This window comes from Neptunicella marina (assembly GCF_014270035.1).
Classification (GTDB): Bacteria; Pseudomonadota; Gammaproteobacteria; order Enterobacterales; family Alteromonadaceae; genus Neptunicella; species Neptunicella marina.
In genome coordinates, this window is the sequence record NZ_JACNEP010000012.1 from 1 (window position 1) to 19,682 (window position 19,682).

Genomic DNA, 19,682 nt, shown 5'->3' on the forward strand with positions numbered 1-19,682 from the left:
AAAAATCCGATGACCTTACGATCATCGGATTTTGATCCTCTTATGCCGAATGTCAACTTCTTAACTGATCGGCATTAGCCATCAGGCTCCTTTTTTATTCTAACTTTAAATTAGTTAGCGGCTTTTAAAGACAACATTTTCTTACGTGCAACACGTTGAATTTGTTGTAAAGAGTTCAAGTGAGCATAGATAGCTGGAAGTACACCTTGTTTGCGAATTTCTTCAAACTCTTCTGCAGTCATTTTCGCCAGTTTTTCTTCATCGATACGGAAGATACCGTTAATATTGAAGTTCTGACCTGATTCCAGTTTGACAGATAAGTCATTGGATACTAATAAATCTTTATCTTGCAAAAATTTAACGAAGTTAGCAGTAATTTGCATGTTTTCGATAAAGCGACCGGTTTGCTCGGTACGGTTTTTGAGGAATTCTGTTTGTTCACCTTTTTCATCAAATAAAGCTTCACCTTCATCACCCACTAATTCAGAGGCTTCGTCGATACAAACCAGAAGCTCTTTACCTTCTTCATCCGCTTTAGCAATAGAAAAGGGGTAGTTACGTAAAGCCAGAGGTACATAAGGCTCATCCCAGTTACCTTCACCAACATACAGGTTCTCACCTGGTGTTAGTCCCATCAGAGTACAAGATACAAAACGCTCTGAATCCTGAGTTTCACGCACAAAGATAATTGGCAATTGAGCTGAAACAGGTACGTATTCATGGATCACTACTGGAACCAGATGCTGTCCAGCGACATGTGAAAAAGTAGAGGATTGTTTTACTTTGGTTTGAGCGTGCTTTTCTTTATTCAGCGGTGCGATTTGTTCAGACATGTGAGCATGTTCCCTAATTCGTTATTGTGGCGCTATCCACGTTTAAAATTTACGGCCGCTATGAATAACAGAACTGAGCCATAAAAAAAAGGCTAATTTGGCGATAACCCCAATTAATTAGGCTTAGGCGTAAAAAAGCGCAGGTTTTGTGCAAAAAATGATGTTTTTATATTCAGGACGAATTGTTAAAGATGCTTGTAAGTTAATAGTTGATTAGGATACAAGTTAGTTAAACAAAGAGTTCTACGGTATTAAAATTATGTCTTTTGCGCTCAAACAATCACAAAACATAGTTGTGCTAACCGGCGCAGGGATCTCTGCTGAATCGGGTATCGCCACATTTCGTGCTGCTGATGGATTATGGGAAAATAATCGTATAGAGGATGTTGCTTCTCCGGATGCTTTTAAGCGTAATCCAACTGTGGTTTATCAGTTTTACAACCTGCGTCGCCAGCAACTTTTATCGCAGGAGATTATGCCTAATATGGCGCATATTGCGCTTGCAAACTATCAGCGGCAAACTAAAAATAAACTGACAATAATTACGCAAAATATTGATAATCTTCATGAAAGAGCTGGAAGTGAAAATGTTTTGCATATGCATGGCGAGTTATTAAAATCGCGTTGTGTGTATAGCGATAAGATTTATCAATGTAATGCTGACCTCACCCTGGAGGACAGGTGTTCGTGTTGTCAGCCTCAGGCAGCTTTACGTCCCCACGTCGTATGGTTTGGCGAACAACCTTTATATTTACCTGAGATAGAATTGGCGCTGCAACAAGCTGATGTGTTTATAGCCATTGGCACCTCTGGCAATGTTTATCCTGCAGCTGGGTTTGTCAATTTAGCTAAACAAATGGGCATAACCACAGTCGAGGTCAATATTGAACCAGGTGATAATGCAGATTTGTTTGATGTCAGTTTAATAGGGAAGGCAAGTGAAGTTGTGCCACTACTTTTTCAACGGGACACAGTATCCCAACAATCAAGGAATTAAACGTGCTTGAGATGTTACAAGCCTATCAGGTTGAGTTTTTTACAATCGCATTAATCCATCTGCTGGCTGTTGCCAGTCCCGGCCCCGATTTTGCCATTGTGCTTCGTCACAGTGTGTTGTTTGGCCGCAGAGCCGCTTTAATTACCAGTGTGGGAATAGGCTTAGCCATATTGTTACATGTGGCATACTCATTGTTAGGAATTGGGTTATTGATTCAAACGACACCCTGGATCTTTCACACCTTAACTATAATGGCAGCGGGCTATCTCGCGTTTATAGGTTTTTCTGCGTTAAAAAGCAGTGCCTCAAAGCAAAGCGTACACCAATCGTCACAGCATCAGCATATAAGTGATAAAAAGGCGTTTCTGCGTGGATTTTTAACTAATGGTCTTAATCCAAAAGCGACCTTGTTTTTTCTTTCCTTATTTGCGGTAGTAATTTCAAAACAAACACCGCTGGAAGTTAAATTGTTCTATGGAGGGTACTTAGCAACGGCAACAGGCGTGTGGTTTTGTCTGTTATCCTGCTTTTTGAGTTACAGTAAAGTACGTAATTTTATCAGCGCAAAAGGTTATTGGTTTGATCGAATTATGGGTGTTTTGCTAGTTACCTTAGCGGCCAAACTGGTGTTTGATAGTCTGGTTAAGTAAATTAACCAGACTACTATTTTTAGTGGGATTACTCGTAAATTATACTTGAATATTTATGAACAATATTTGGTTCTTTTATTAAATGAGAATATCAACATGCCTAATAACATTAGCATCCAAACCGAAGGTTCAGGAACGGTGGCTATTGAACGGTAAAGTAAAAAACCAATATCTCTGGAACCTGAGCCTGAATGGGTGGTATCAATATCCAGTACATCTTTCCATTCCCTATTTATTCCATATGGTAAAACTGAATTTGTTGGGGTAGAAGGACTGCCACCATTGGCATATAACAAAGCAACTGAGTCGGTGTTTAATGGATCTATCACAACAGTGTATGTCCAATTGTTAGCGTTGTTAGCATTACCAAACAATGCTAAATTTTGTGCAATGGTTATTCCGGCAGTGTTACTGCATGTAACATTATTTAATTGAGGCAAACACGTGTTCACACTCGGGTAAAAGAGTGCGTTAAGTAACAGCCCAATGTCACCGATACCGGCTAGAGTAAAGCCTTCATAGGCACCACCTGCGGAGATTGCAGTGACTGTTTCGGCATAGGTAAGCGATGCCAATACATCCCATCTTAACCACTCTCTATTGTTTAATGTATCAACGATTATTTGTGTAGAACCGTCATCATTACTCGATAATGCTCCGATCGAAATAAGCGTTGCTTGCGTGTTTAGTGACACGGTTAATAACAAACATAATGAAAGAGCTAATTTTATTTTTTTCATTTTTCTTCCCTGCTAAAAATGGGCGGTCAAAAATTGAGCAGAAAAATAGTAGCAATTTCAGACGACATTTCAATGTTTTATTATTTTTAGCTTGACTGGGGTAAATAATAGTGGACGAATGCTTGTTGGCGTGTGACTACATCGATTTGTTATAAAAGTATTGATAAAAAAAGCTCCCCAAAAGGGGAGCAACCAGGGGAATACCTGCAGCATTCTTTACTGCTGGGTTACACTTACTTCTCCAACGCCAACTTCGGCCTCTATTGAGTACTTGCCTTCGCCATGCCAGTTAATCTCTTCTGATACAAATGAACGCGATGACTGCTGGCCTTTAAAACCACTTAAACGGGCTTCACCAACACCGGATTCGAGGTTGATTTTTCGGTAATCTGAATTAGCAGTTTCAATGTGCAGTTCACCTACACCTAACTCGGCTTCAACATCAGCTTCAACCCCTGTCAAATGCGCTTCACCAACGCCCATATCCAGTTCAATATTTGCATCGCGAGGCACACTAATGTGCCAGGTTTGCTTTATATCGTCGCCATCCACTTCAAGATGCAAAGTATTATTGATTAATTTTTGTTGCACTTTAATGTCATCCCAGTCGACGTGCCCAAACCATTTACTGTCTGCTTCTTCAACATTAATAGTGTAATTTACAAACTGGCCATCGTGAGTGCTTAGCTCAAACTCACCAACTCCTACTTCCAGTTTGATGGTGCTATTAGTATCAACGGTAATTTGCTCCTGAAATTGTTTATTTTCTTTGGCTAATGCGCCGCCTGTTACTAACATAATGCTTGCGGTTGCAACTAAGGTTAATGTTTTCATTTTGTGTTTTCCTTGTATCACCCGAATATTGTTTTAGCGGTGTTCAGTTTGTTTATGTTTCAATAATCTGCAAAGCCAATGCCAGCTTATAAAGTTAAATAAATACAATAGGTTACTTTATTTTCAATAGGGGATGACTTAGTTGTAATAAGTAAAAATGACTAACTTTTAGTTATTTAAACCATACACACCCGTTTAGCTGTAACCAATTGAAACGTAATTATCACTCTAATCTGCTAACGCATTTGATATACTAGTCGCGTGAAAAATTAAGATGGTTTAAAACGTTGTTAGAAAAATATCAGATTCACATTGGCGGCAGTGTAGAAAAGGCGCTCAAAGGTCAGTATGACCTGGATATAAAAAAGGTATTAACTGAAGCATGGCAGCATAACAAACAGGATAAGGGTATTTTGCTGTTAGGTATTTTCCTTACTGTAGCCATTAGTCTGGCGGCTATTTCGTTGTCGACTCCCTTTTCCAGCTTAGAACAGTTAATGTTGGCTCAGCGTCAGATGGACCCATTTTTAGCTTTATTAGTGACCCTGTTTATTACCCCAATCATGGCGGGGTTAAATATGATTGGAGTACGTAAAAGTTTGGGGGCACCTGTTCAGGTAAACGATTTATTTAAATACGTGCCATCAATTTTACTATTGGGGGTAACCGAACTGGCCGTTGGATTACTAGTTAATCTGGGGCTGAGTTTGTTGATTATTCCCGGTATCTATTTACTTATTACCACCGTATTTGCCATCCCTTTAGTCAGTGAAAAACGCGCAACACCTTTAAAAGCGATTTGGATATCGATAAGGGCTGTGAATCATAAATTACCTCAGTTTATTTTGCTGTTCCTTATTGTGATTGGTCTTATGTTGCTTTGTATATTGACGATGGGCATTGCCTATATTTGGGTAGGCCCCTTTTACTTTAATGTAAAAGGTGTGATTTATCGCAACCTGTTTGGTGCGGTGATTCGCTTTAATCAAAACAATGATAATAATAAGGGGCAGGGCAATAATGAATCCGTCTTTGAAGCCTAATTCGATGCGTAAACATGCTTTTTCGTTAGTCTCGATTTTAGTTGTGGTGGTCGCTGCAATTTATCCTTTTCTGCAGCCCGCCCCAGAACCTAAGGTTAAGCCTTCGCCACAAGCTCAGAATATTCCTGACTTTGCCAAGTTCAAAAATATCAAAAATAAGAAAAAAGCATTTTTTAACTACTTGCGCCCAGAGTTGGAACATCAAAATCAGGTTATTAAACAAGATCGTGAGTTTGTTTTAACAATGTATCAAAAGTGGCTAAGTGAGACTCCATTGGATGATGAGCAGCAAAGCCGTCTGGATGAAATCGCTGATACTTATCAACTGGAAAACTCTCCTCAGGAGGCATCGGAATGGAATATTCTGATGCGCCGTGTTGATACGATACCGGTCGAACTTACCTTGGTACAAGCCGCAAATGAATCCGCCTGGGGTACCTCACGTTTTGCCCAGAAAGGGTATAACTTTTTTGGGTTATGGTGTTATCGCAAGGGGTGTGGTTTTGTGCCGCGTCGTCGTGATGATGACGCAGAACACGAAGTGGCAAAATTTAGGGATTTAGAACACGCGGTTGGCGCTTATCTGCGAAATTTAAATACCTACTATGCCTACACTGAATTGAGGATTATTCGTGCGGAATTGCGTCGTTTAAAACAGCCAATCACTGCAGAGGCTATTGCGCAGGGGTTAATTAACTATTCTACGCGACGTGAAGAGTATGTAGATGAGTTAGTGGCAATGATCCGCCATAACCGGAAGTACATGAAATGAAGTTGTCTTTAGTTGGATTAATGTCACTGTTATTACCCTTTTTCGCCACTGCTGAAACTCTTAAACTGGAATATGCCACGTTTTATTCTCATCTTCGCAAAATAGACGATGAAGCACTGAATAAACTGCAGTTTGCCTTCGGATTTAAGCATGTGGGAGAAAATCGCTTATGCCAGATTGGTAAAGCACTTATTCATACTCAGAAGGTGGATTTGCCGGTTGACGTTTCATCTTCTCAGCGTTTTACCTTACCCACTGAGAAGGCTTTAAAACTGGCGCGAGCAGAAGTTCAACTGGATATAGTTGAGCCCGTTAACCAGTGTGATATGTCGGTTAAAATTGAAGCCAAAACGGGACTGCTAAAAGATTCACTGTCTAAAAGTGAAATAGTGATGTTAATGGCGCAGTTTGATGAATTTTATAGTGATATGGGCAGTTTTTTGTCGTTTTTAATGCCTAAACCTGATGGTTTGTTGTTCGAATTCAGTCAAAAGCAAGCCGTAACAGTTTATGGTTTAAGCCAACCGGAATTGAAGTGGAAAGGAGAGCAGTTATTTGTAGCCCGGGAAGCCATTGAAAAAATGAAAGGCAAGTTAAGTTTTAACCTGCCTCCACAAAGTATTACCGCACATATTAACCAAGATTAATGATTTGAACTGAATTATCCTTAGTTGTTTGCGACTGAGGAAATTCAGGCTGGTCAAAAGCCGTGTCACCGCCTTCAAAAGGGGTATCCTGCGTTTTAAGCGACTTAAAATCGAACAAATTGGCGTCGGCCAGATGTGATGGCGCAACATTTTGCAGACTCCTGGCCATGCTTTCTATGCGTCCCGGGAAACGTTTGTCCCAGTCCTGTAACATTAATTTAATTGCTTTACGTTGCAGGTTTTCCTGCGAGCCACATAAGTTACAAGGAATGATCGGGAATTCCACTAATTGAGAATATTGTTCGATATCTTTTTCGGTGCAGTATGCCAGTGGACGAATTACCATTTGCTTGCCGTCATCACTCACCAGTTTCGGTGGCATAGATTTCAATTTCCCACCATGAAACATATTTAAAAACAGGGTTTCCAGCATATCATCGCGGTGATGACCCAGAGCAATTTTGGTGGCGCCTAACTCAGTGGCGGTGCGATATAAAATGCCACGACGTAACCGGGAGCACAATGAGCAGGTGGTTTTACCTTCAGGAATTTTATCTTTAACAATAGAGTAGGTGTCTTCTTCGACGATTTTATATTCCACACCGAGTGTATTGAGATACTCCGGCAAAATATGCTCGGGAAAACCAGGTTGTTTTTGATCCAGATTTACCGCGACGATATCAAAGTGAATGGGTGCCAGCTTTTTTAAAAATAACAAAATATCCAGCAGGGTGTAACTGTCTTTTCCTCCGGACAGGCACACCATAACTTTGTCGCCATCTTCAATCATATTAAAGTCAGCAATCGCTTTTCCGACGCCACGACGCAATCGTTTCTGCAATTTATTGAAACTGTACTTTTGTTTTGCTAATAATTCGTCGATTTTGCTCATAGCTACCCCTAAATTTGCGGGGCGCATTATACCTGAACTGCCTGAAAAGGAAATGCGCAGCCACAGGTATGACAGCGCATGAACTATGCCGTTATTTTAGAGGGGACTCAAATCCTTCTGGTTTTACAGTAAGTACATCACAATCCAGAGAATCAATGACGTGTTCTGCTGTATTACCAATGAGAGCGGCTGAGATACCTGTTCTGCCCACGGTACCAATAATAACCAGCTCTGCATTAATGTCTTTGGCTACCATAGGGATAACGCTCTCTGGTAAGCCTTCATTTACATGATTGTTACTCAGATCAAACTGATGCTTTTCGGCAAATTCACGTAATGATTGTTTGTGATAATCACGCACCGTTTCATTGTAGTTTTGTGGATCAAACTCAGGAATTTCTATTGCAATATTTACCGGCGTGCCGGGATAAGCATTAACCAGATGAACATTTGCATTAAGTGTACTGGCGACACTTTTACTTATGCTGGCCAGTTTGTCATTTAATGCTCTGTGTTCGTCATCTTCGGTTCCGGCGCTAATTGCACACAAAATATTGCCTTTCTCTGGCCAATCCTGTTCTTTTACCAATAATACCGGACAGGGGCATTTTCGAATCAAATGCCAGTCTGTTGGGGTAAATACCACTGCCTTTAATACACTGTGTTCATGTGTACCCTTGACGACCAGATCATATGTGCCCTGAATAACTTCATGAATGATGCTTTCAAAGGGCCGATTGTGCCATACCACCTTAATATCGATGCTTAATGACGGATCGGGTTGGTAACTGGCGATGACAGACTCCAGCCACTGGGTTCTGTCTTCGACCACCGATTGACGCATTGCTTCGCGTTCGGTAACGGACAACATGGTTGTCATTTCATAAGAAAAGTCATAAATGGTGAGCAGTGCAGTAATGCTTGCGCCGGATTTTCCAGCAATGTGTAATGCACGTTTCAGCGATTTTTGCTGCTCTGTGGCGGGGTCTATTACTGCGAGTAGCTTTTGATATTTCATCATAGTAAAGCTCCTGATTGCATGAATTAATCTTGCTTTATCATCAGTCTAAGCTTTCGAAGGTGGATAATCCACCCCGAAACTATGATGTATATCAATAATTTAGTCAGCCAGAGTTGGAACCAGTAAATTAATCAGTTTGCCTTCAACTGAGATTTTGCCGTCTTTTTGTAGCTGGGTCAGAATACGGCTGACAGTTTCAATAGATAAACCAAGGTAGTTGCCAATTTCACTACGCGTCATACTTAATCGAAATGAAGTGGGTGAAAAGCCACGATCGCCAAAACGATGGCCTAAACTCGCTAGAAAGTGGCTCAGACGTTCATTGGCTGTATATTTATTTAGCACCATCAAAGCTTCCTGATTCTGGCAAAGCATACCACTCATGGTGCGACTTAACTGTTGACGTAATTTGGGAAACATTTCGCCTAGTTCATCCAACGAGCTGTAGGGTAACTCACACACCATTGAGGTTTCTAAAGCTTCGGCAAAACTTGGATGGGTTTTATTATGGATAGCGTCAAAACCAATGACATCACCAGGCAAATGAAATGCGGTAATCTGCTCTTGTCCGTCTTCTGACAGAATAAAGGACTTAAAAGAGCCTGAGCGAACAGCATATAGTGAATGTAAGGGCTGTCCTGCTTCAAACAAACGCTGACGTCTGTGATATGGATTTTTACGCACGATAATGTCATCGAGCTTTTCAATTTCTTTTAACTCAAAGGAATAGGGCAGACATAGCTGACTAAAATGGCATTGTTGGCAACAAAGTTGGTTTTGCATCCTGAATTCCTTTGGGTTTACCACACTGGTTAGTGGGATTTTAATACAACTCCCAGTGCAAATAAAACCAATAATCCAGCCATTGCCTGTTTAAACAATGGTTTATTTAATAAAGATTTAATTTGATTGCCAAGTGAGCCTAGTGTAATTAGTGCGGGCAGGGTGCCTAAACCAAAAAATAACATGTTTAAAGCACCATTAATTATAGAGCCTGATGCCAAGCTCCACACCAGAGTTGAGTATACCAGACCACAGGGCAACCAGCCCCAGATAAATCCATAGGGTAGTGCGTATATTGGATGTTTAAACGGGATTAATCTTTTACTTACAGGCGCAATATATTTCCATAACCGGCCGCCCAGTTGTTCGAATTTTTTTAACCAGTTCAACCAACCTCCGACATAACAGGCCATCAGTATTAAAAATAACGCGCTTAACCACTGTAGTATCTGAATGCCATGGCTGGCTTTATTTGCAAAAATGCTTCCGGCATAACCCGTTACTGCACCAGCAATAGTGTAGCTGATGATTCTTCCTAGGTTATAGCCGAGTAAATAGGGTAACACTGGCTTTTGTTCAGGTATGGCAAAACTCAACGCGCTCACCACGCCACCACACATTGCAACACAATGTACGCTGCCAGCAATACCAATTAGAAAAGCTGACAGCAGCGAAAACTCACTCATCCTTTTTCGACTCAGATGCTTCTATATCATCATCAAATAAAATACTGTGACCATGACGCTCCAGATCTTCAAACTGGTCAGATTTTACCGCCCAGAAAAAAGCGCCCAGTGCAACACAAACCAATAATATAGCCAGTGGTATTAGAATATACAGAATACTCATTAAGCTGCTCCAAAATGTTGTTTTAGCAATCTGGCTGAATTTCCCACGACAATTAACGAGCTTGCAGACATGCCAATTACAGCAATCCAGGGGGTCAATAATCCACATACCGCTAAGGGGAGAACGATCAGATTATATGCCAGAGCCCAGGCAATATTTTGTCTTATTTTAGATTTGCTTAATCTCGCTATTTTTATCAAATAAGGCAACAATGCCAATTGAGTATTGAGTAAAATAACATCGGCTGAGGATTTTGCTAAATCAGTACCGCTACCTACTGCTACGGAAACATCAGCCACTGCCATAACTGGTGAATCATTAATGCCATCGCCGACCATCAAAATGTGGTGACCTTGCTGCTGCTGACTTTTTATCGTGTCTAATTTTTGTTTAGGTGAACACTCTGCAATCCATGAATCGATATTAAGTTGTTTAGCAATCTGGCTTACATGGTCTTGTCTATCACCGCTTAGCAGCACACTTTCAATCGGTTTTAGCTGGTTAATACTGGTTTTTGCATCAACTCTAAGTTGATCTTCTATTTCGAAAGCCGCTATTAAGACATTGTCACATGTTAGAAATACCCGAGCCTTGTTTGCCTTTGCAGGTACGTTAATTTCACAAAATGCAGCAGAGCCCAGTCTATACAACTGTTGATCAATCATACCGCTTACACCCAGTCCGGAAAGAGTTTTAAACTGGTTAACCGTAAAATATTCATCACTCTCAAACGCACTGGCTATTGGATGCTCGGAATGTTGTTCCAGACTTGCAGCAATTTTTGTTACCTGATTTTCTGTGTAATTTGGACTAAAACAATAAACGGCCTGTATTGAAAAGCGGCCCTCAGTTAATGTTCCGGTTTTATCCCAGGCAATGGTGTCAATCTGGTTGAGTTTTTCCAGCACATCAGCGCGTTTAATTAACACACCTGCGCGATTAAGTGTCGCCATTGCTGATGTAAGGGCTGTGGGGGTTGCCAAACCAAGGGCACAAGGGCAGGTCGCAACTAACACTGCAATTGCAATAAATAACGCATGTTCCGCGTCATACTGCTGCCAGTACCAATAAGTTAATCCGGCAACAACCAATACAGCACTAACAAAATAACGGGATAAGCGGTCTGCCATTTGTGAAATTTGTGGTTTATCGGCTAAAGCTGACTCCTGCATCATCACAATCTGATTAATTAACGAAGTATTGAGTGTATTGGTTACCACGACGGTTAATACACCCTGATGATTGGTGCTACCGCCATAAACATTGTCATTTATTGTTTTAGTAACTGGCTCAAATTCACCGGTTAACATCGATTCGTCTATCTGGGTTGTGCCATCAATGATGACACCGTCAACCGGGATCATCTCGCCGGCTTTAATCAGGATACGATCACCATTATTTAACTTTTTGGCCAGTACTGTTGTGAACTGGCCTTGCTCATTTAACAAGGTTGCAGAGCTTGGCATATGCTTCATGATGCTTGCTGAAACCAGCGACGCTTTGTGTCTGGAACGGTGTTCCAGATAACGACTAATCAGCAATAAAAAGATAAACATGGATACCGATTCGAAATACACCTGATCTCGATTGACTATGGTGGCGTAACTGCTGGCAATAAAAGCCGCCCACACCGCAATGCTAATCGGTACATCCATATTGACTGTGCCTAAACGTAAGGCATTAAAAGCACTTTTATAAAAGCCGCTACCGGCATAGAGCACCACAGGAATACATAACAACATGCTAATTGCATGAAAATAAGATTTGATTTGCGGGTCGATATCACCAAACAAGCTGAAATACAAACCAAGCGCCAGCATCATAATTTGCATGGTCATCAAACCTGCCAGCCCCAGTTTTTTTAAATAGGTTTTATTTTCTTTTTGATAGGAGGCTTCATGTTGATCCGCCTGAAAAGGTTGAGCGTGATAGCCAATTTTTTCGAAGGTCGCTAATAGCTGGCTTAATTTAAGTTGATCTGCCTGCCAGTTAATTGTTGCACGTCTGGCGGCAACATTGACACCAACTTTATTAACACCGTTTAATCGACTCAGTTGTCGTTCAATTAACCACCCACACGCTGCACAGCTAATACCTTCAATCGTTAGCTGGATTTGATTTTCATTGCCTGAATGATGAATAAACTCCTGCTGAAAATCGCTGTCATCAAAAATATCGAGTTGCGACAGGGCATCTTCTAACTGCTCTGGCGCCGTTAGCGCAGCTTCCGTGCGAAAACGATAATAGTCTTGCATGCCACCATCAACGATTGCTCTGGCAACAGACTGACAACCGGGACAACACATACTGCGCTCTTCATTTAAAATGAATGCGCTGTAACGCATACCCTCATCATGAGATTGTTCACAGTGATAACAGATATCGCTCATTATTAAGGTATAAAATCTATCTGACTGTTACGTGGAAAACGGGTGACCTGGGTTAGTTTCCATTGCTGATTAAACGGGCGGATAGTCAGATGCCATTTACCACTGATGTCACCTGTGTGCTCGGTAACATATTCACCGGAAGGATTCATCACCAGCTTTAAATGGAAGTCTTTTTCACTTAAGGTGGCATGATGGAAATCCAGCGTAATCGCGCTGCCATCCAGAGGTTCAAACGAATCCAGTTTTATACGATAAAACCCATCTTTAATTGTAAGGTGTGCTTTTATACCAAGTTCGCGCGCCTTGCGTATCTCGTCCAGCTGTTCGTTTATTGCTTTACCTTTTTTGTAATAGTCACCTACTACCAGACTGTCTTCAGTATCCACCGCAATAATGACCAGATTAATACTAACGATAACCGTAATTACCGGAATTATGATCAATACCCATGGCCAGAATTGTTTGTACCAGGGAACAGCAGGATTAGTCATGATACTCCTTTGTGGACAATAAAAAGCCCCGTAAAAATACGAGGCTATTATATTGATTCACTTGCAAAATTGTTATTGAAATTTCAATTTATTCAGTATGTGACAGGCTATATACGTAAGCACTGATAACATGGATTTTTTCTTCACCCAGAATGTCTTTCCAAACTGGCATAACACCATGGCGACCATTCATTACTGTTTCAGTGACTGCACGCTCAGTGCCACCGTATAACCAGATGTTATCAGTTAGGTTAGGGGCACCCATCGCAATATTACCTTTACCGTCCTGACCATGACAGGCTGCACAGATTGCAAAACGCGCCTGACCTTTGTCGGCTAATGATTGGTCAACCTGACGGCCACTTAAGCTAAGTGCATAGGCAACCACTTCCTTAACGCCTTGCTCACCCAGAGTCGCGCCCCAGGCAGGCATTGTACCCTGACGACCTTCCATAATGGTTTTCTTAATGTCAGCAGGTGTGCCGCCATGTAACCAATCGTTATCGGTCAGGTTAGGGAAGCCTTTACCACCACGCGCATCAGAACCGTGGCACTGAGAACAGTTTTGAAGGAACAAACGTTGACCTACTTTATTTGCTTCAGGATCTTTTGCCAACGTTTCAATATCTTGTTGTGCGTATTTCGCGAAAATCGGACCATAGGTTTCCTTGGCGTGCTCCATTTCGCGATCGTATTGTACAACCAGACCTTGTTCCTTAGCTTCTGCTGTCGCTTTTTTACCTTCTTCGATGGTCAGAATGCCCTGATTAGAACTTTTCCAGCCCCATAGACCCTGCCAGCTACCCAGGCCAGGGTAGAGGATGAAATAAACCACACCCCACACCATGGTTAGAATAAACAGATAGGTCCACCATTGAGGTAACGGGTTGTTAATTTCAACGATGCCATCAAATTCATGGCTCATTTCTTTACCTTCTTCTACCCCTGTTTTGTTGCTTAAACACCAACGCAACAGAAGGTAGCAGCCCAGAATTGATCCCAGTGAAATCACTGAAATCCAGATAGTCCAGAAACTACTCATTTGTAGATGACTCCCGATTTTTTTGATCCGTTTTTGTTTGTTCTGACTCGTCAGCAAATACCAGATTGGCTGCTTCGTCGAATCCTTTTTTGGATTTCTTACTGTATGCCCAGAACACAATGCCGATAAAGATGACAAAGACGAGCACGGTATAAATACTGTTTAAAAGTGCTTTATCCATGGGACTTACTTCAATGCTGTGCCCAACGATTGCAAATATGCAACCAGAGCATCCATTTCGGTTTTACCTTTAACAGCGGCCTGTGCGCCTGCAATGTCTTCATCGGTATATGGCACACCAAACCCACGGAAAACTTCCATTTTCTTAGCTGTTAATTCGCCATCTAAGGTATTTTCATCTAACCAAGGGAAACCCGGCATATTTGACTCTGGCACTACTGCGCGTGGATTGTGTAAATGAACACGATGCCACTGATCACTGTAACGGCCACCAACACGAGCTAAGTCAGGCCCGGTACGTTTAGAGCCCCACAGAAACGGATGTTCCCACACGGTTTCACCTGCTACAGAGTAATGACCGTAACGTTCTGTTTCTGCACGGAAGGGGCGAATCATCTGAGAGTGACAACCCACACAACCTTCACGGATATATATATCGCGACCTTCCAGTTGAAGAGCAGTGTAAGGCTTAAGTCCTTCAACCGGTTCAGTGGTTTCTTTTTGGTACATCAGCGGCAGAATTTCCACTAATGCACCAAAGCTGATAACGATCATGATTAAGATGGCCAGAAGCCCGGCATTCTTTTCTACTTTTTCATGCATATTCTTCATGGTTTATTTCCTATGCCGCTTTAGGTTCAAGCTGAACGTTTTCTTCAGTGGAACGAATGGTTCTGTAGCAGTTATATGCCATCAGCAACATACCGCACACGATGAAACAACCGCCAAGGAAACGAACGAAGTAGAAGGGTTTAGATGCTTCAAGACTCTCAACGAAGCTGTAAGTCAATGTGCCATCAGAGTTAACTGCGCGCCACATCATGCCTTGCATAACACCGGAGATCCACATGGCAACAATGTATAGAACCACGCCGATAGTGGCTAACCAGAAATGCACATTAACTAACTTGTAGCTATACATACGGGTTTTGTTAAACAACACAGGGATTAGGTGGTACAAAGAGCCAATTGATACCATGGCTACCCAGCCTAACGCACCAGAGTGAACGTGACCAATAGTCCAGTCAGTATAGTGCGACAGGGCATTAACTGTTTTAATTGCCATCATTGGGCCTTCAAAGGTAGACATACCATAGAAAGACAATGACACAATCAGGAAGCGTAAAACGGGGTCGTGACGTAATTTATCCCAGGCACCTGAAAGCGTCATGATACCGTTGATCATGCCACCCCACGAAGGCAGGAACAAAATAACCGACATCACCATGCCCACAGACTGAACCCAGTCAGGCAGAGCGGTATAATGTAAGTGGTGAGGACCAGCCCAGATATACAGTGAAATCAGTGCCCAGAAGTGAACAACCGACAAACGGTATGAATATACCGGGCGGCCTGCCTGTTTAGGAATAAAATAATACATCATGCCAAGAAAACCCGCCGTCAGGAAAAATCCTACCGCGTTATGCCCGTACCACCATTGCATCATTGCATCGACGGCACCTGCATACATGGAATATGACTTGGTGAAAGACACTGGGATTGCCATACTATTGCCAATGTGCAGCACGGCAATGGTAATAATGAATGCACCATAGAACCAGTTTGCTACATAAATATGCGATACCTTGCGCACAATAATGGTACCAAAAAAGTTAATCAGGTAAGCAATCCAGACAATCGCAATCAGAATATCAATTGGCCATTCTAGTTCGGCATATTCTTTTGTTGACGTCATACCTTGAGGTAAAGTAATTACTGCTAAAACGATTACTGTTTGCCAACCCCAAAAAGTAAATGCAGCCAGTTTGTCACTAAACAAACGTACCTGACTGGTTCGCTGAACCACATAATAAGAGGTCGCAAATAACGCACAGCCACCGAAGGCAAAAATTACCGCATTGGTATGCAATGGTCTTAAACGCGAATAGGTTAACCATGGTGTGTTAAAGTTCAGTTCTGGCCATATTAACTGGGCTGCGATTAACACCCCGATTGACATGCCAATAATTCCCCAAACAACAGCCATGACTGAGAACTGTTTTACAACATTATAATTATATGTTGGATGTGCTTGACTGACTTCACTCATTTTGCTGGATCTTCCGTTGTATAAGTGTGTTGTTACAAACCCGTATTTAACCATAGGAAAATTTCTAAAAACTGCCAGCAACAATTGCCTAAGTAATTGAAAATTCACCTATTCATAATATGGATTTAGGCGCGAATGATACGTCTGTTAAGTGTAAAAGAAAAGTCAATATGTGGCTTGCTTGATCCTAATCAATAATTCAAACTCGCCAAATAAAAACAAATCTCATATTAGGTGATTGATTGATAAAGAAAAAACCAATTGCTGTTATTTTTACGATGATTTTACTGCTAAGTATTCTGTGGATAGCACAGCAGCAACTGATTGATAAAAATGCACAGTTTTCGAACAGTTGTGAGTTAAATAGTGACTCTTGTCATTTATTTATTAATGGTGACGCCATACAAATAACGGTGCAAAAATATCCAGTTGAGCTTGAAGAAGAGATACGTTTTGTATTTGTGCTTCCAGATGGATATCAGTGGCAAAACGGATATGTCACTGGCAGCAATATGTATATGGGGAAAATCCCTATGCTGCCTGAATCTGAAATAAAAGGGCCGCTACAGGTGGTAACGTTTTTAGGAAGTTGTAGCGAACCACATATGCGCTGGATGGCTACGGTTAACCTAAAAAATATCAAAACAGGTAAACAACAAATGTTATTTATCCGGTTTCAGACAAACAGGCGTTAGTTGTAATGCCCAATTAATTGCAAGCTCTCTTCAGCAAAACCGGTTCCGGCTTCAGTGTAAAAGTTAAATACGTTATCAACCCCTAATTTAAGCAATCGATGTCGCTCGTCTTCATAACGGGCTATCGCTGCCAGTTTGCCATGATAATTAGCGGCTTTTAGTTGCTGGTAAACATTGGTGACATCTCCAATTGACGGGAGAGCCAGCAAGATTAACTTAATATTGGATAGATCCATGTTTTCCCACAAATCAATATCTTCAGCATCACCTAACATGATCCTGCAACCTGCCTTTCTCTGAATTTTCACTCTTTCACGGTCGGCATCCATTGCCCAGACTTTTTCACCAATAACCGCATCCAGCGCATCGTAGGCGCCTTTTCCCACTCGTCCCATTCCTATTACTAACATATCTGCCTCACGGGGTTGAGGGAGAATATCTTCGCGTAAACGATCCGGGCGTTCAAACCAGCAAATAAGAGATTTACGTTTGTTATAAAAACGATGCGAATGTTGATAAACCATAGAGGTAAGGGCAAATGAGAAACATACAGATAATGCCAGAATTACCAGCCAGTCGGAGGCCAGCATATTCAGCTTAACGCAAAGGGCAACGACTATCAGTCCAAATTCACTGTAATTTCCCATTACCAGACCTGCCAGATAAGACGTGCGTCCACGCAGTTGCAGACGGGTTAGCACAGCAAAAAACAAAATAAATTTCAGTGGGATTAATAAGGCAATAAATAAACCAGCCATCACCATATTAATGTCAGGCAGGGTGGTGAAACCGATAGAAATAAAAAAGCCGATAAGAAACAAATCTTTAAAGCTCATCAGCACTTTACTTAACTCTACTGCTTTGGCATGTTTACTTAGAAGCATACCCATAATTAAAGCGCCTAAATCACCTTTAATGCCAACCAGATAAAACAATTCATAACTGCCCAGTGCCAGGAAAAAACCCGTTAACGTCAGTAACTCACCGTGACCAGCAAAGTTTAGTAATCGATTCAGATAAGGTTTGAGCCAGAATAAGCCAACCAAGCATACAGACCAGATGGACGGGACAACGCCGGTTGCCACCACCAGAAAACCAACAGCAATAACGTCCTGCATGACCAGAATACCAATCGCCACTTTGCCATGGCGGGTTTTCATTTCACCGCTTTCTTCCAGTACTTTAACTACACACACAGTACTGCTAAAACTGAGGGCAAACGCTAACAGTGCGGCACTTTGCCAGTCCAGAATATTGAAATACATCACACCAGCACTGGCTAAACCGGCAAATATCACACTGATTGCTAACAACCACAATCCCATATGTGATACCGCACCAAGCCATACTTCGCGTTTAAGTAAATCAGCAACGTTTAGTTTCAGGCCAATGGTAAACAGCATTAATGTTATGCCGATGTCGGCCAAAGCGTGAAGAGTATCGTTTGCGGTATAACCAAGGAAATTTAGCGCAAAACCAGCTAATAAAAAGCCAATCAGGGCAGGGAGTTTAAAAAAACGCACTCCCAAACCACAGACCATCGCAACTAAAATCCAGGCAAACTCCACGAACACTCCTTGCTAATGCGTACTCATTTATTGTTTAGCTTATATCAGGAACGGTCTGTAAATAAACTAAGCAATTGAAGTTAATTGATAATTTGTACTATATTTGCAGCAGTTTAGACCGACATTTTATTAGAGCGTGTTTATCTTTGCGGTATATTTTTGCAACGAGTTGCGCGGTATTTAAACCATGAAGCATGAATGTGGTGTAGTTGTTCTACATAAATGCGTGCTGAAGCAGTAGAAATGCCGCACAAACGTTGCCCGAAGGGTTCGTCCTAAACACTTTTTACTCATTGTTGCTTATTTTTGACTTAATCCATTAGGCCTGCAAATAAGCGTCGCGATTAAAAAGTGTTTAGTTAGAACAAAATTCATACAGAAAAGATCAACACGCTCTAGTTATCTTAATACTTTCTTAAGTTTCAACCGGTATAGTGTTGAGATTATTTTTATTGGATGGATTTATTTTGGATCTGAGCATTATCGTTCCGGCTAAAAACGAAAAAGAAAACATTGAGCCGCTGGTAGTAGAAATTGTTAACGCGCTACAACACACCAATTTTGAGATTATCTATGTTGATGATGGCAGTGATGACGGTACCTTTGAAGAAATAGTGAGATTACAACAGTCAGCTTACCCTATGTTAAAGGTGATTCAGCATCAGTATTCTGTTGGACAAAGTGGAGCCATATATACCGCAGTCAAAGCGGCTCAGGGTACGCTGGTTATTACACTCGATGCTGATGGTCAGAATGATCCTGCAGATATTCCTGCTATGTTGGAAAAAGCCCGCCATCAACCGGATAACAGTCATTTCTGTATTGCGGGGTATCGTAAAAACCGCAAAGACACAGCCTGGAAGCGTTTTCAGTCGAGAGTGGCGAATCGTATAAGAAGTAAAATCTTAAACGATGGTACACCTGATACGGGGTGTGGTTTAAAAATCCTTCCGCGGGCGACATTTTTATGCTTGCCTTATTTTGATCATATGCACCGTTTTATTCCTGCTCTGGTGACTCGTTTACAAGGCAATGTCGAAGTCGTCGTTATCAATCATCGTGACAGACAGGCTGGGGTTTCAAAATATAATATGTGGGGGCGTCTGAAAGTTGGGGTAGTGGATATGTTTGGGGTCATGTGGTTGCAAAAACGTTATAAAAAACCTGTTATTGCAAAACAACAATAAAATCATCCACGCTAATGC

22 protein-coding genes are annotated in these 19,682 nt (G+C 41.5%); 7 read left to right on the forward strand and 15 right to left on the reverse strand.

The genetic code is table 11. The annotated features are described in order from the left end of the window. Positions 1 to 110: 110 nt before the first annotated feature. A complete protein-coding gene (locus H8B19_RS13660; protein ID WP_186507457.1) occupies positions 111 to 833 on the reverse strand; it encodes a SapC family protein in 723 nt (240 codons plus the stop codon). A 250-nt stretch (positions 834 to 1,083) separates the two neighbouring features. Between H8B19_RS13660 and cobB the strand changes: the two genes are divergently transcribed. Next, a complete protein-coding gene (cobB, locus tag H8B19_RS13665; RefSeq protein WP_338401532.1) occupies positions 1,084 to 1,830 on the forward strand; it encodes a Sir2 family NAD+-dependent deacetylase in 747 nt (248 codons plus the stop codon). A gap of 11 nt (positions 1,831 to 1,841) precedes the next feature. Further along, positions 1,842 to 2,480 (forward strand): LysE family translocator, encoded by a 639-nt coding sequence (locus H8B19_RS13670; RefSeq protein WP_186507536.1) that lies wholly within the window; start codon positions 1,842 to 1,844, stop codon positions 2,478 to 2,480. 53 nt (positions 2,481 to 2,533) lie between these two features. On the opposite strand, the gene H8B19_RS13675 is transcribed toward H8B19_RS13670, so the two are convergent. Both H8B19_RS13675 and H8B19_RS13680 read right to left on the reverse strand, forming a co-directional pair. After that, positions 2,534 to 3,220, reverse strand: coding sequence for a PEP-CTERM sorting domain-containing protein (locus H8B19_RS13675; protein WP_186507459.1), 687 nt, complete (start codon positions 3,218 to 3,220; stop codon positions 2,534 to 2,536). A gap of 216 nt (positions 3,221 to 3,436) precedes the next feature. Next, a complete protein-coding gene (locus H8B19_RS13680) occupies positions 3,437 to 4,054 on the reverse strand; it encodes a hypothetical protein (RefSeq protein ID WP_186507460.1) in 618 nt (205 codons plus the stop codon). 287 nt (positions 4,055 to 4,341) lie between these two features. Here H8B19_RS13680 and H8B19_RS13685 point away from each other — a divergent pair, with 287 nt between their 5' ends. The 3 genes from H8B19_RS13685 to H8B19_RS13695 are packed head-to-tail and all read left to right on the forward strand — an operon-like array spanning position 4,342 to position 6,516. After that, on the forward strand, positions 4,342 to 5,097 hold the full coding sequence (locus H8B19_RS13685; protein ID WP_186507461.1) for a DUF2189 domain-containing protein: 756 nt from the start codon (positions 4,342 to 4,344) through the stop codon (positions 5,095 to 5,097). Beyond that, positions 5,075 to 5,869, forward strand: coding sequence for a glucosaminidase domain-containing protein (locus H8B19_RS13690; RefSeq protein WP_186507462.1), 795 nt, complete (start codon positions 5,075 to 5,077; stop codon positions 5,867 to 5,869). The genes H8B19_RS13685 and H8B19_RS13690 overlap by 23 nt, the downstream gene beginning before the upstream one ends. Continuing rightward, positions 5,866 to 6,516: a DUF2987 domain-containing protein gene (locus H8B19_RS13695; protein ID WP_186507463.1), complete on the forward strand. Its 651-nt coding sequence runs from the start codon at positions 5,866 to 5,868 to the stop codon at positions 6,514 to 6,516. Before H8B19_RS13690 ends, H8B19_RS13695 begins: the two co-directional genes overlap by 4 nt. Here H8B19_RS13695 and ttcA read toward each other — a convergent pair. The 11 genes from ttcA to ccoN all read right to left on the reverse strand — a co-directional run bounded on the left by ttcA (position 6,503) and on the right by ccoN (position 16,214). Beyond that, positions 6,503 to 7,408 carry a tRNA 2-thiocytidine(32) synthetase TtcA gene (ttcA, locus tag H8B19_RS13700; protein WP_186507464.1) on the reverse strand — a complete coding sequence of 302 codons (906 nt, stop codon included), beginning with the start codon at positions 7,406 to 7,408 and terminating at the stop codon, positions 6,503 to 6,505. The genes H8B19_RS13695 and ttcA overlap by 14 nt on opposite strands. A 91-nt stretch (positions 7,409 to 7,499) precedes the next feature. Next, positions 7,500 to 8,429, reverse strand: coding sequence for a universal stress protein UspE (gene uspE / locus H8B19_RS13705; RefSeq protein WP_186507465.1), 930 nt, complete (start codon positions 8,427 to 8,429; stop codon positions 7,500 to 7,502). A 99-nt stretch (positions 8,430 to 8,528) separates the two neighbouring features. Then, positions 8,529 to 9,212, reverse strand: coding sequence for a fumarate/nitrate reduction transcriptional regulator Fnr (gene fnr / locus H8B19_RS13710; protein ID WP_186507466.1), 684 nt, complete (start codon positions 9,210 to 9,212; stop codon positions 8,529 to 8,531). 29 nt (positions 9,213 to 9,241) lie between these two features. Then, complete coding sequence (locus tag H8B19_RS13715) at positions 9,242 to 9,898, reverse strand: sulfite exporter TauE/SafE family protein (protein WP_186507467.1); 657 nt, start codon at positions 9,896 to 9,898, stop codon at positions 9,242 to 9,244. Next, the gene (gene ccoS, locus H8B19_RS13720) at positions 9,891 to 10,061 is read right to left on the reverse strand and encodes a cbb3-type cytochrome oxidase assembly protein CcoS (RefSeq protein ID WP_186507468.1); all 171 of its coding nucleotides are present in this window, start codon (positions 10,059 to 10,061) and stop codon (positions 9,891 to 9,893) included. Before ccoS ends, H8B19_RS13715 begins: the two co-directional genes overlap by 8 nt. Then, positions 10,061 to 12,451, reverse strand: coding sequence for a heavy metal translocating P-type ATPase (locus tag H8B19_RS13725; protein WP_186507469.1), 2,391 nt, complete (start codon positions 12,449 to 12,451; stop codon positions 10,061 to 10,063). The genes ccoS and H8B19_RS13725 overlap by 1 nt, the downstream gene beginning before the upstream one ends. Positions 12,452 to 12,453: 2 nt before the next feature. Next, complete coding sequence (locus H8B19_RS13730) at positions 12,454 to 12,942, reverse strand: FixH family protein (RefSeq protein WP_186507470.1); 489 nt, start codon at positions 12,940 to 12,942, stop codon at positions 12,454 to 12,456. An 88-nt stretch (positions 12,943 to 13,030) separates the two neighbouring features. Then, positions 13,031 to 13,984 carry a cytochrome-c oxidase, cbb3-type subunit III gene (gene ccoP, locus H8B19_RS13735; RefSeq protein ID WP_186507471.1) on the reverse strand — a complete coding sequence of 318 codons (954 nt, stop codon included), beginning with the start codon at positions 13,982 to 13,984 and terminating at the stop codon, positions 13,031 to 13,033. Continuing rightward, a complete protein-coding gene (locus tag H8B19_RS13740) occupies positions 13,977 to 14,165 on the reverse strand; it encodes a cbb3-type cytochrome oxidase subunit 3 (protein WP_186507472.1) in 189 nt (62 codons plus the stop codon). The genes ccoP and H8B19_RS13740 overlap by 8 nt, the downstream gene beginning before the upstream one ends. A gap of 5 nt (positions 14,166 to 14,170) precedes the next feature. After that, positions 14,171 to 14,776, reverse strand: coding sequence for a cytochrome-c oxidase, cbb3-type subunit II (ccoO, locus tag H8B19_RS13745; protein ID WP_186507473.1), 606 nt, complete (start codon positions 14,774 to 14,776; stop codon positions 14,171 to 14,173). Between the two features lie 10 nt (positions 14,777 to 14,786). Further along, on the reverse strand, positions 14,787 to 16,214 hold the full coding sequence (gene ccoN / locus H8B19_RS13750) for a cytochrome-c oxidase, cbb3-type subunit I (protein WP_186507474.1): 1,428 nt from the start codon (positions 16,212 to 16,214) through the stop codon (positions 14,787 to 14,789). 242 nt (positions 16,215 to 16,456) lie between these two features. Here ccoN and H8B19_RS13755 point away from each other — a divergent pair, with 242 nt between their 5' ends. Next, complete coding sequence (locus H8B19_RS13755) at positions 16,457 to 16,909, forward strand: hypothetical protein (RefSeq protein ID WP_186507475.1); 453 nt, start codon at positions 16,457 to 16,459, stop codon at positions 16,907 to 16,909. Here H8B19_RS13755 and H8B19_RS13760 read toward each other — a convergent pair. Further along, positions 16,906 to 18,477 (reverse strand): cation:proton antiporter domain-containing protein, encoded by a 1,572-nt coding sequence (locus tag H8B19_RS13760; protein WP_186507476.1) that lies wholly within the window; start codon positions 18,475 to 18,477, stop codon positions 16,906 to 16,908. The two genes, H8B19_RS13755 and H8B19_RS13760, sit on opposite strands and share 4 nt — an antisense overlap. Positions 18,478 to 18,944: 467 nt before the next feature. Here H8B19_RS13760 and H8B19_RS13765 point away from each other — a divergent pair, with 467 nt between their 5' ends. Then, a complete protein-coding gene (locus H8B19_RS13765) occupies positions 18,945 to 19,664 on the forward strand; it encodes a glycosyltransferase family 2 protein (RefSeq protein WP_186507537.1) in 720 nt (239 codons plus the stop codon). Positions 19,665 to 19,682: the final 18 nt, after the last annotated feature.

Excerpts from the sequence above, each read along its gene's own strand:
- H8B19_RS13730 (WP_186507470.1), bottom strand. The coding sequence starts at position 12,942 with ATGACTAATCCTGCTGTTCCCTGGTACAAACAATTCTGGCCATGGGTA.
- ccoP (WP_186507471.1), bottom strand. The coding sequence starts at position 13,984 with ATGAGTAGTTTCTGGACTATCTGGATTTCAGTGATTTCACTGGGATCA.
- H8B19_RS13680 (WP_186507460.1), bottom strand. The coding sequence starts at position 4,054 with ATGAAAACATTAACCTTAGTTGCAACCGCAAGCATTATGTTAGTAACA.
- uspE (WP_186507465.1), bottom strand. The coding sequence starts at position 8,429 with ATGATGAAATATCAAAAGCTACTCGCAGTAATAGACCCCGCCACAGAG.
- H8B19_RS13715 (WP_186507467.1), bottom strand. The coding sequence starts at position 9,898 with ATGAGTGAGTTTTCGCTGCTGTCAGCTTTTCTAATTGGTATTGCTGGC.
- fnr (WP_186507466.1), bottom strand. The coding sequence starts at position 9,212 with ATGCAAAACCAACTTTGTTGCCAACAATGCCATTTTAGTCAGCTATGT.
- ccoO (WP_186507473.1), bottom strand. The coding sequence starts at position 14,776 with ATGAAGAATATGCATGAAAAAGTAGAAAAGAATGCCGGGCTTCTGGCC.
- H8B19_RS13695 (WP_186507463.1), top strand. The coding sequence starts at position 5,866 with ATGAAGTTGTCTTTAGTTGGATTAATGTCACTGTTATTACCCTTTTTC.
- H8B19_RS13660 (WP_186507457.1), bottom strand. The coding sequence starts at position 833 with ATGTCTGAACAAATCGCACCGCTGAATAAAGAAAAGCACGCTCAAACC.
- H8B19_RS13725 (WP_186507469.1), bottom strand. The coding sequence starts at position 12,451 with ATGAGCGATATCTGTTATCACTGTGAACAATCTCATGATGAGGGTATG.
- H8B19_RS13740 (WP_186507472.1), bottom strand. The coding sequence starts at position 14,165 with ATGGATAAAGCACTTTTAAACAGTATTTATACCGTGCTCGTCTTTGTC.
- H8B19_RS13690 (WP_186507462.1), top strand. The coding sequence starts at position 5,075 with ATGAATCCGTCTTTGAAGCCTAATTCGATGCGTAAACATGCTTTTTCG.
- ccoS (WP_186507468.1), bottom strand. The coding sequence starts at position 10,061 with ATGAGTATTCTGTATATTCTAATACCACTGGCTATATTATTGGTTTGT.
- ccoN (WP_186507474.1), bottom strand. The coding sequence starts at position 16,214 with ATGAGTGAAGTCAGTCAAGCACATCCAACATATAATTATAATGTTGTA.
- H8B19_RS13670 (WP_186507536.1), top strand. The coding sequence starts at position 1,842 with ATGTTACAAGCCTATCAGGTTGAGTTTTTTACAATCGCATTAATCCAT.
- ttcA (WP_186507464.1), bottom strand. The coding sequence starts at position 7,408 with ATGAGCAAAATCGACGAATTATTAGCAAAACAAAAGTACAGTTTCAAT.
- H8B19_RS13675 (WP_186507459.1), bottom strand. The coding sequence starts at position 3,220 with ATGAAAAAAATAAAATTAGCTCTTTCATTATGTTTGTTATTAACCGTG.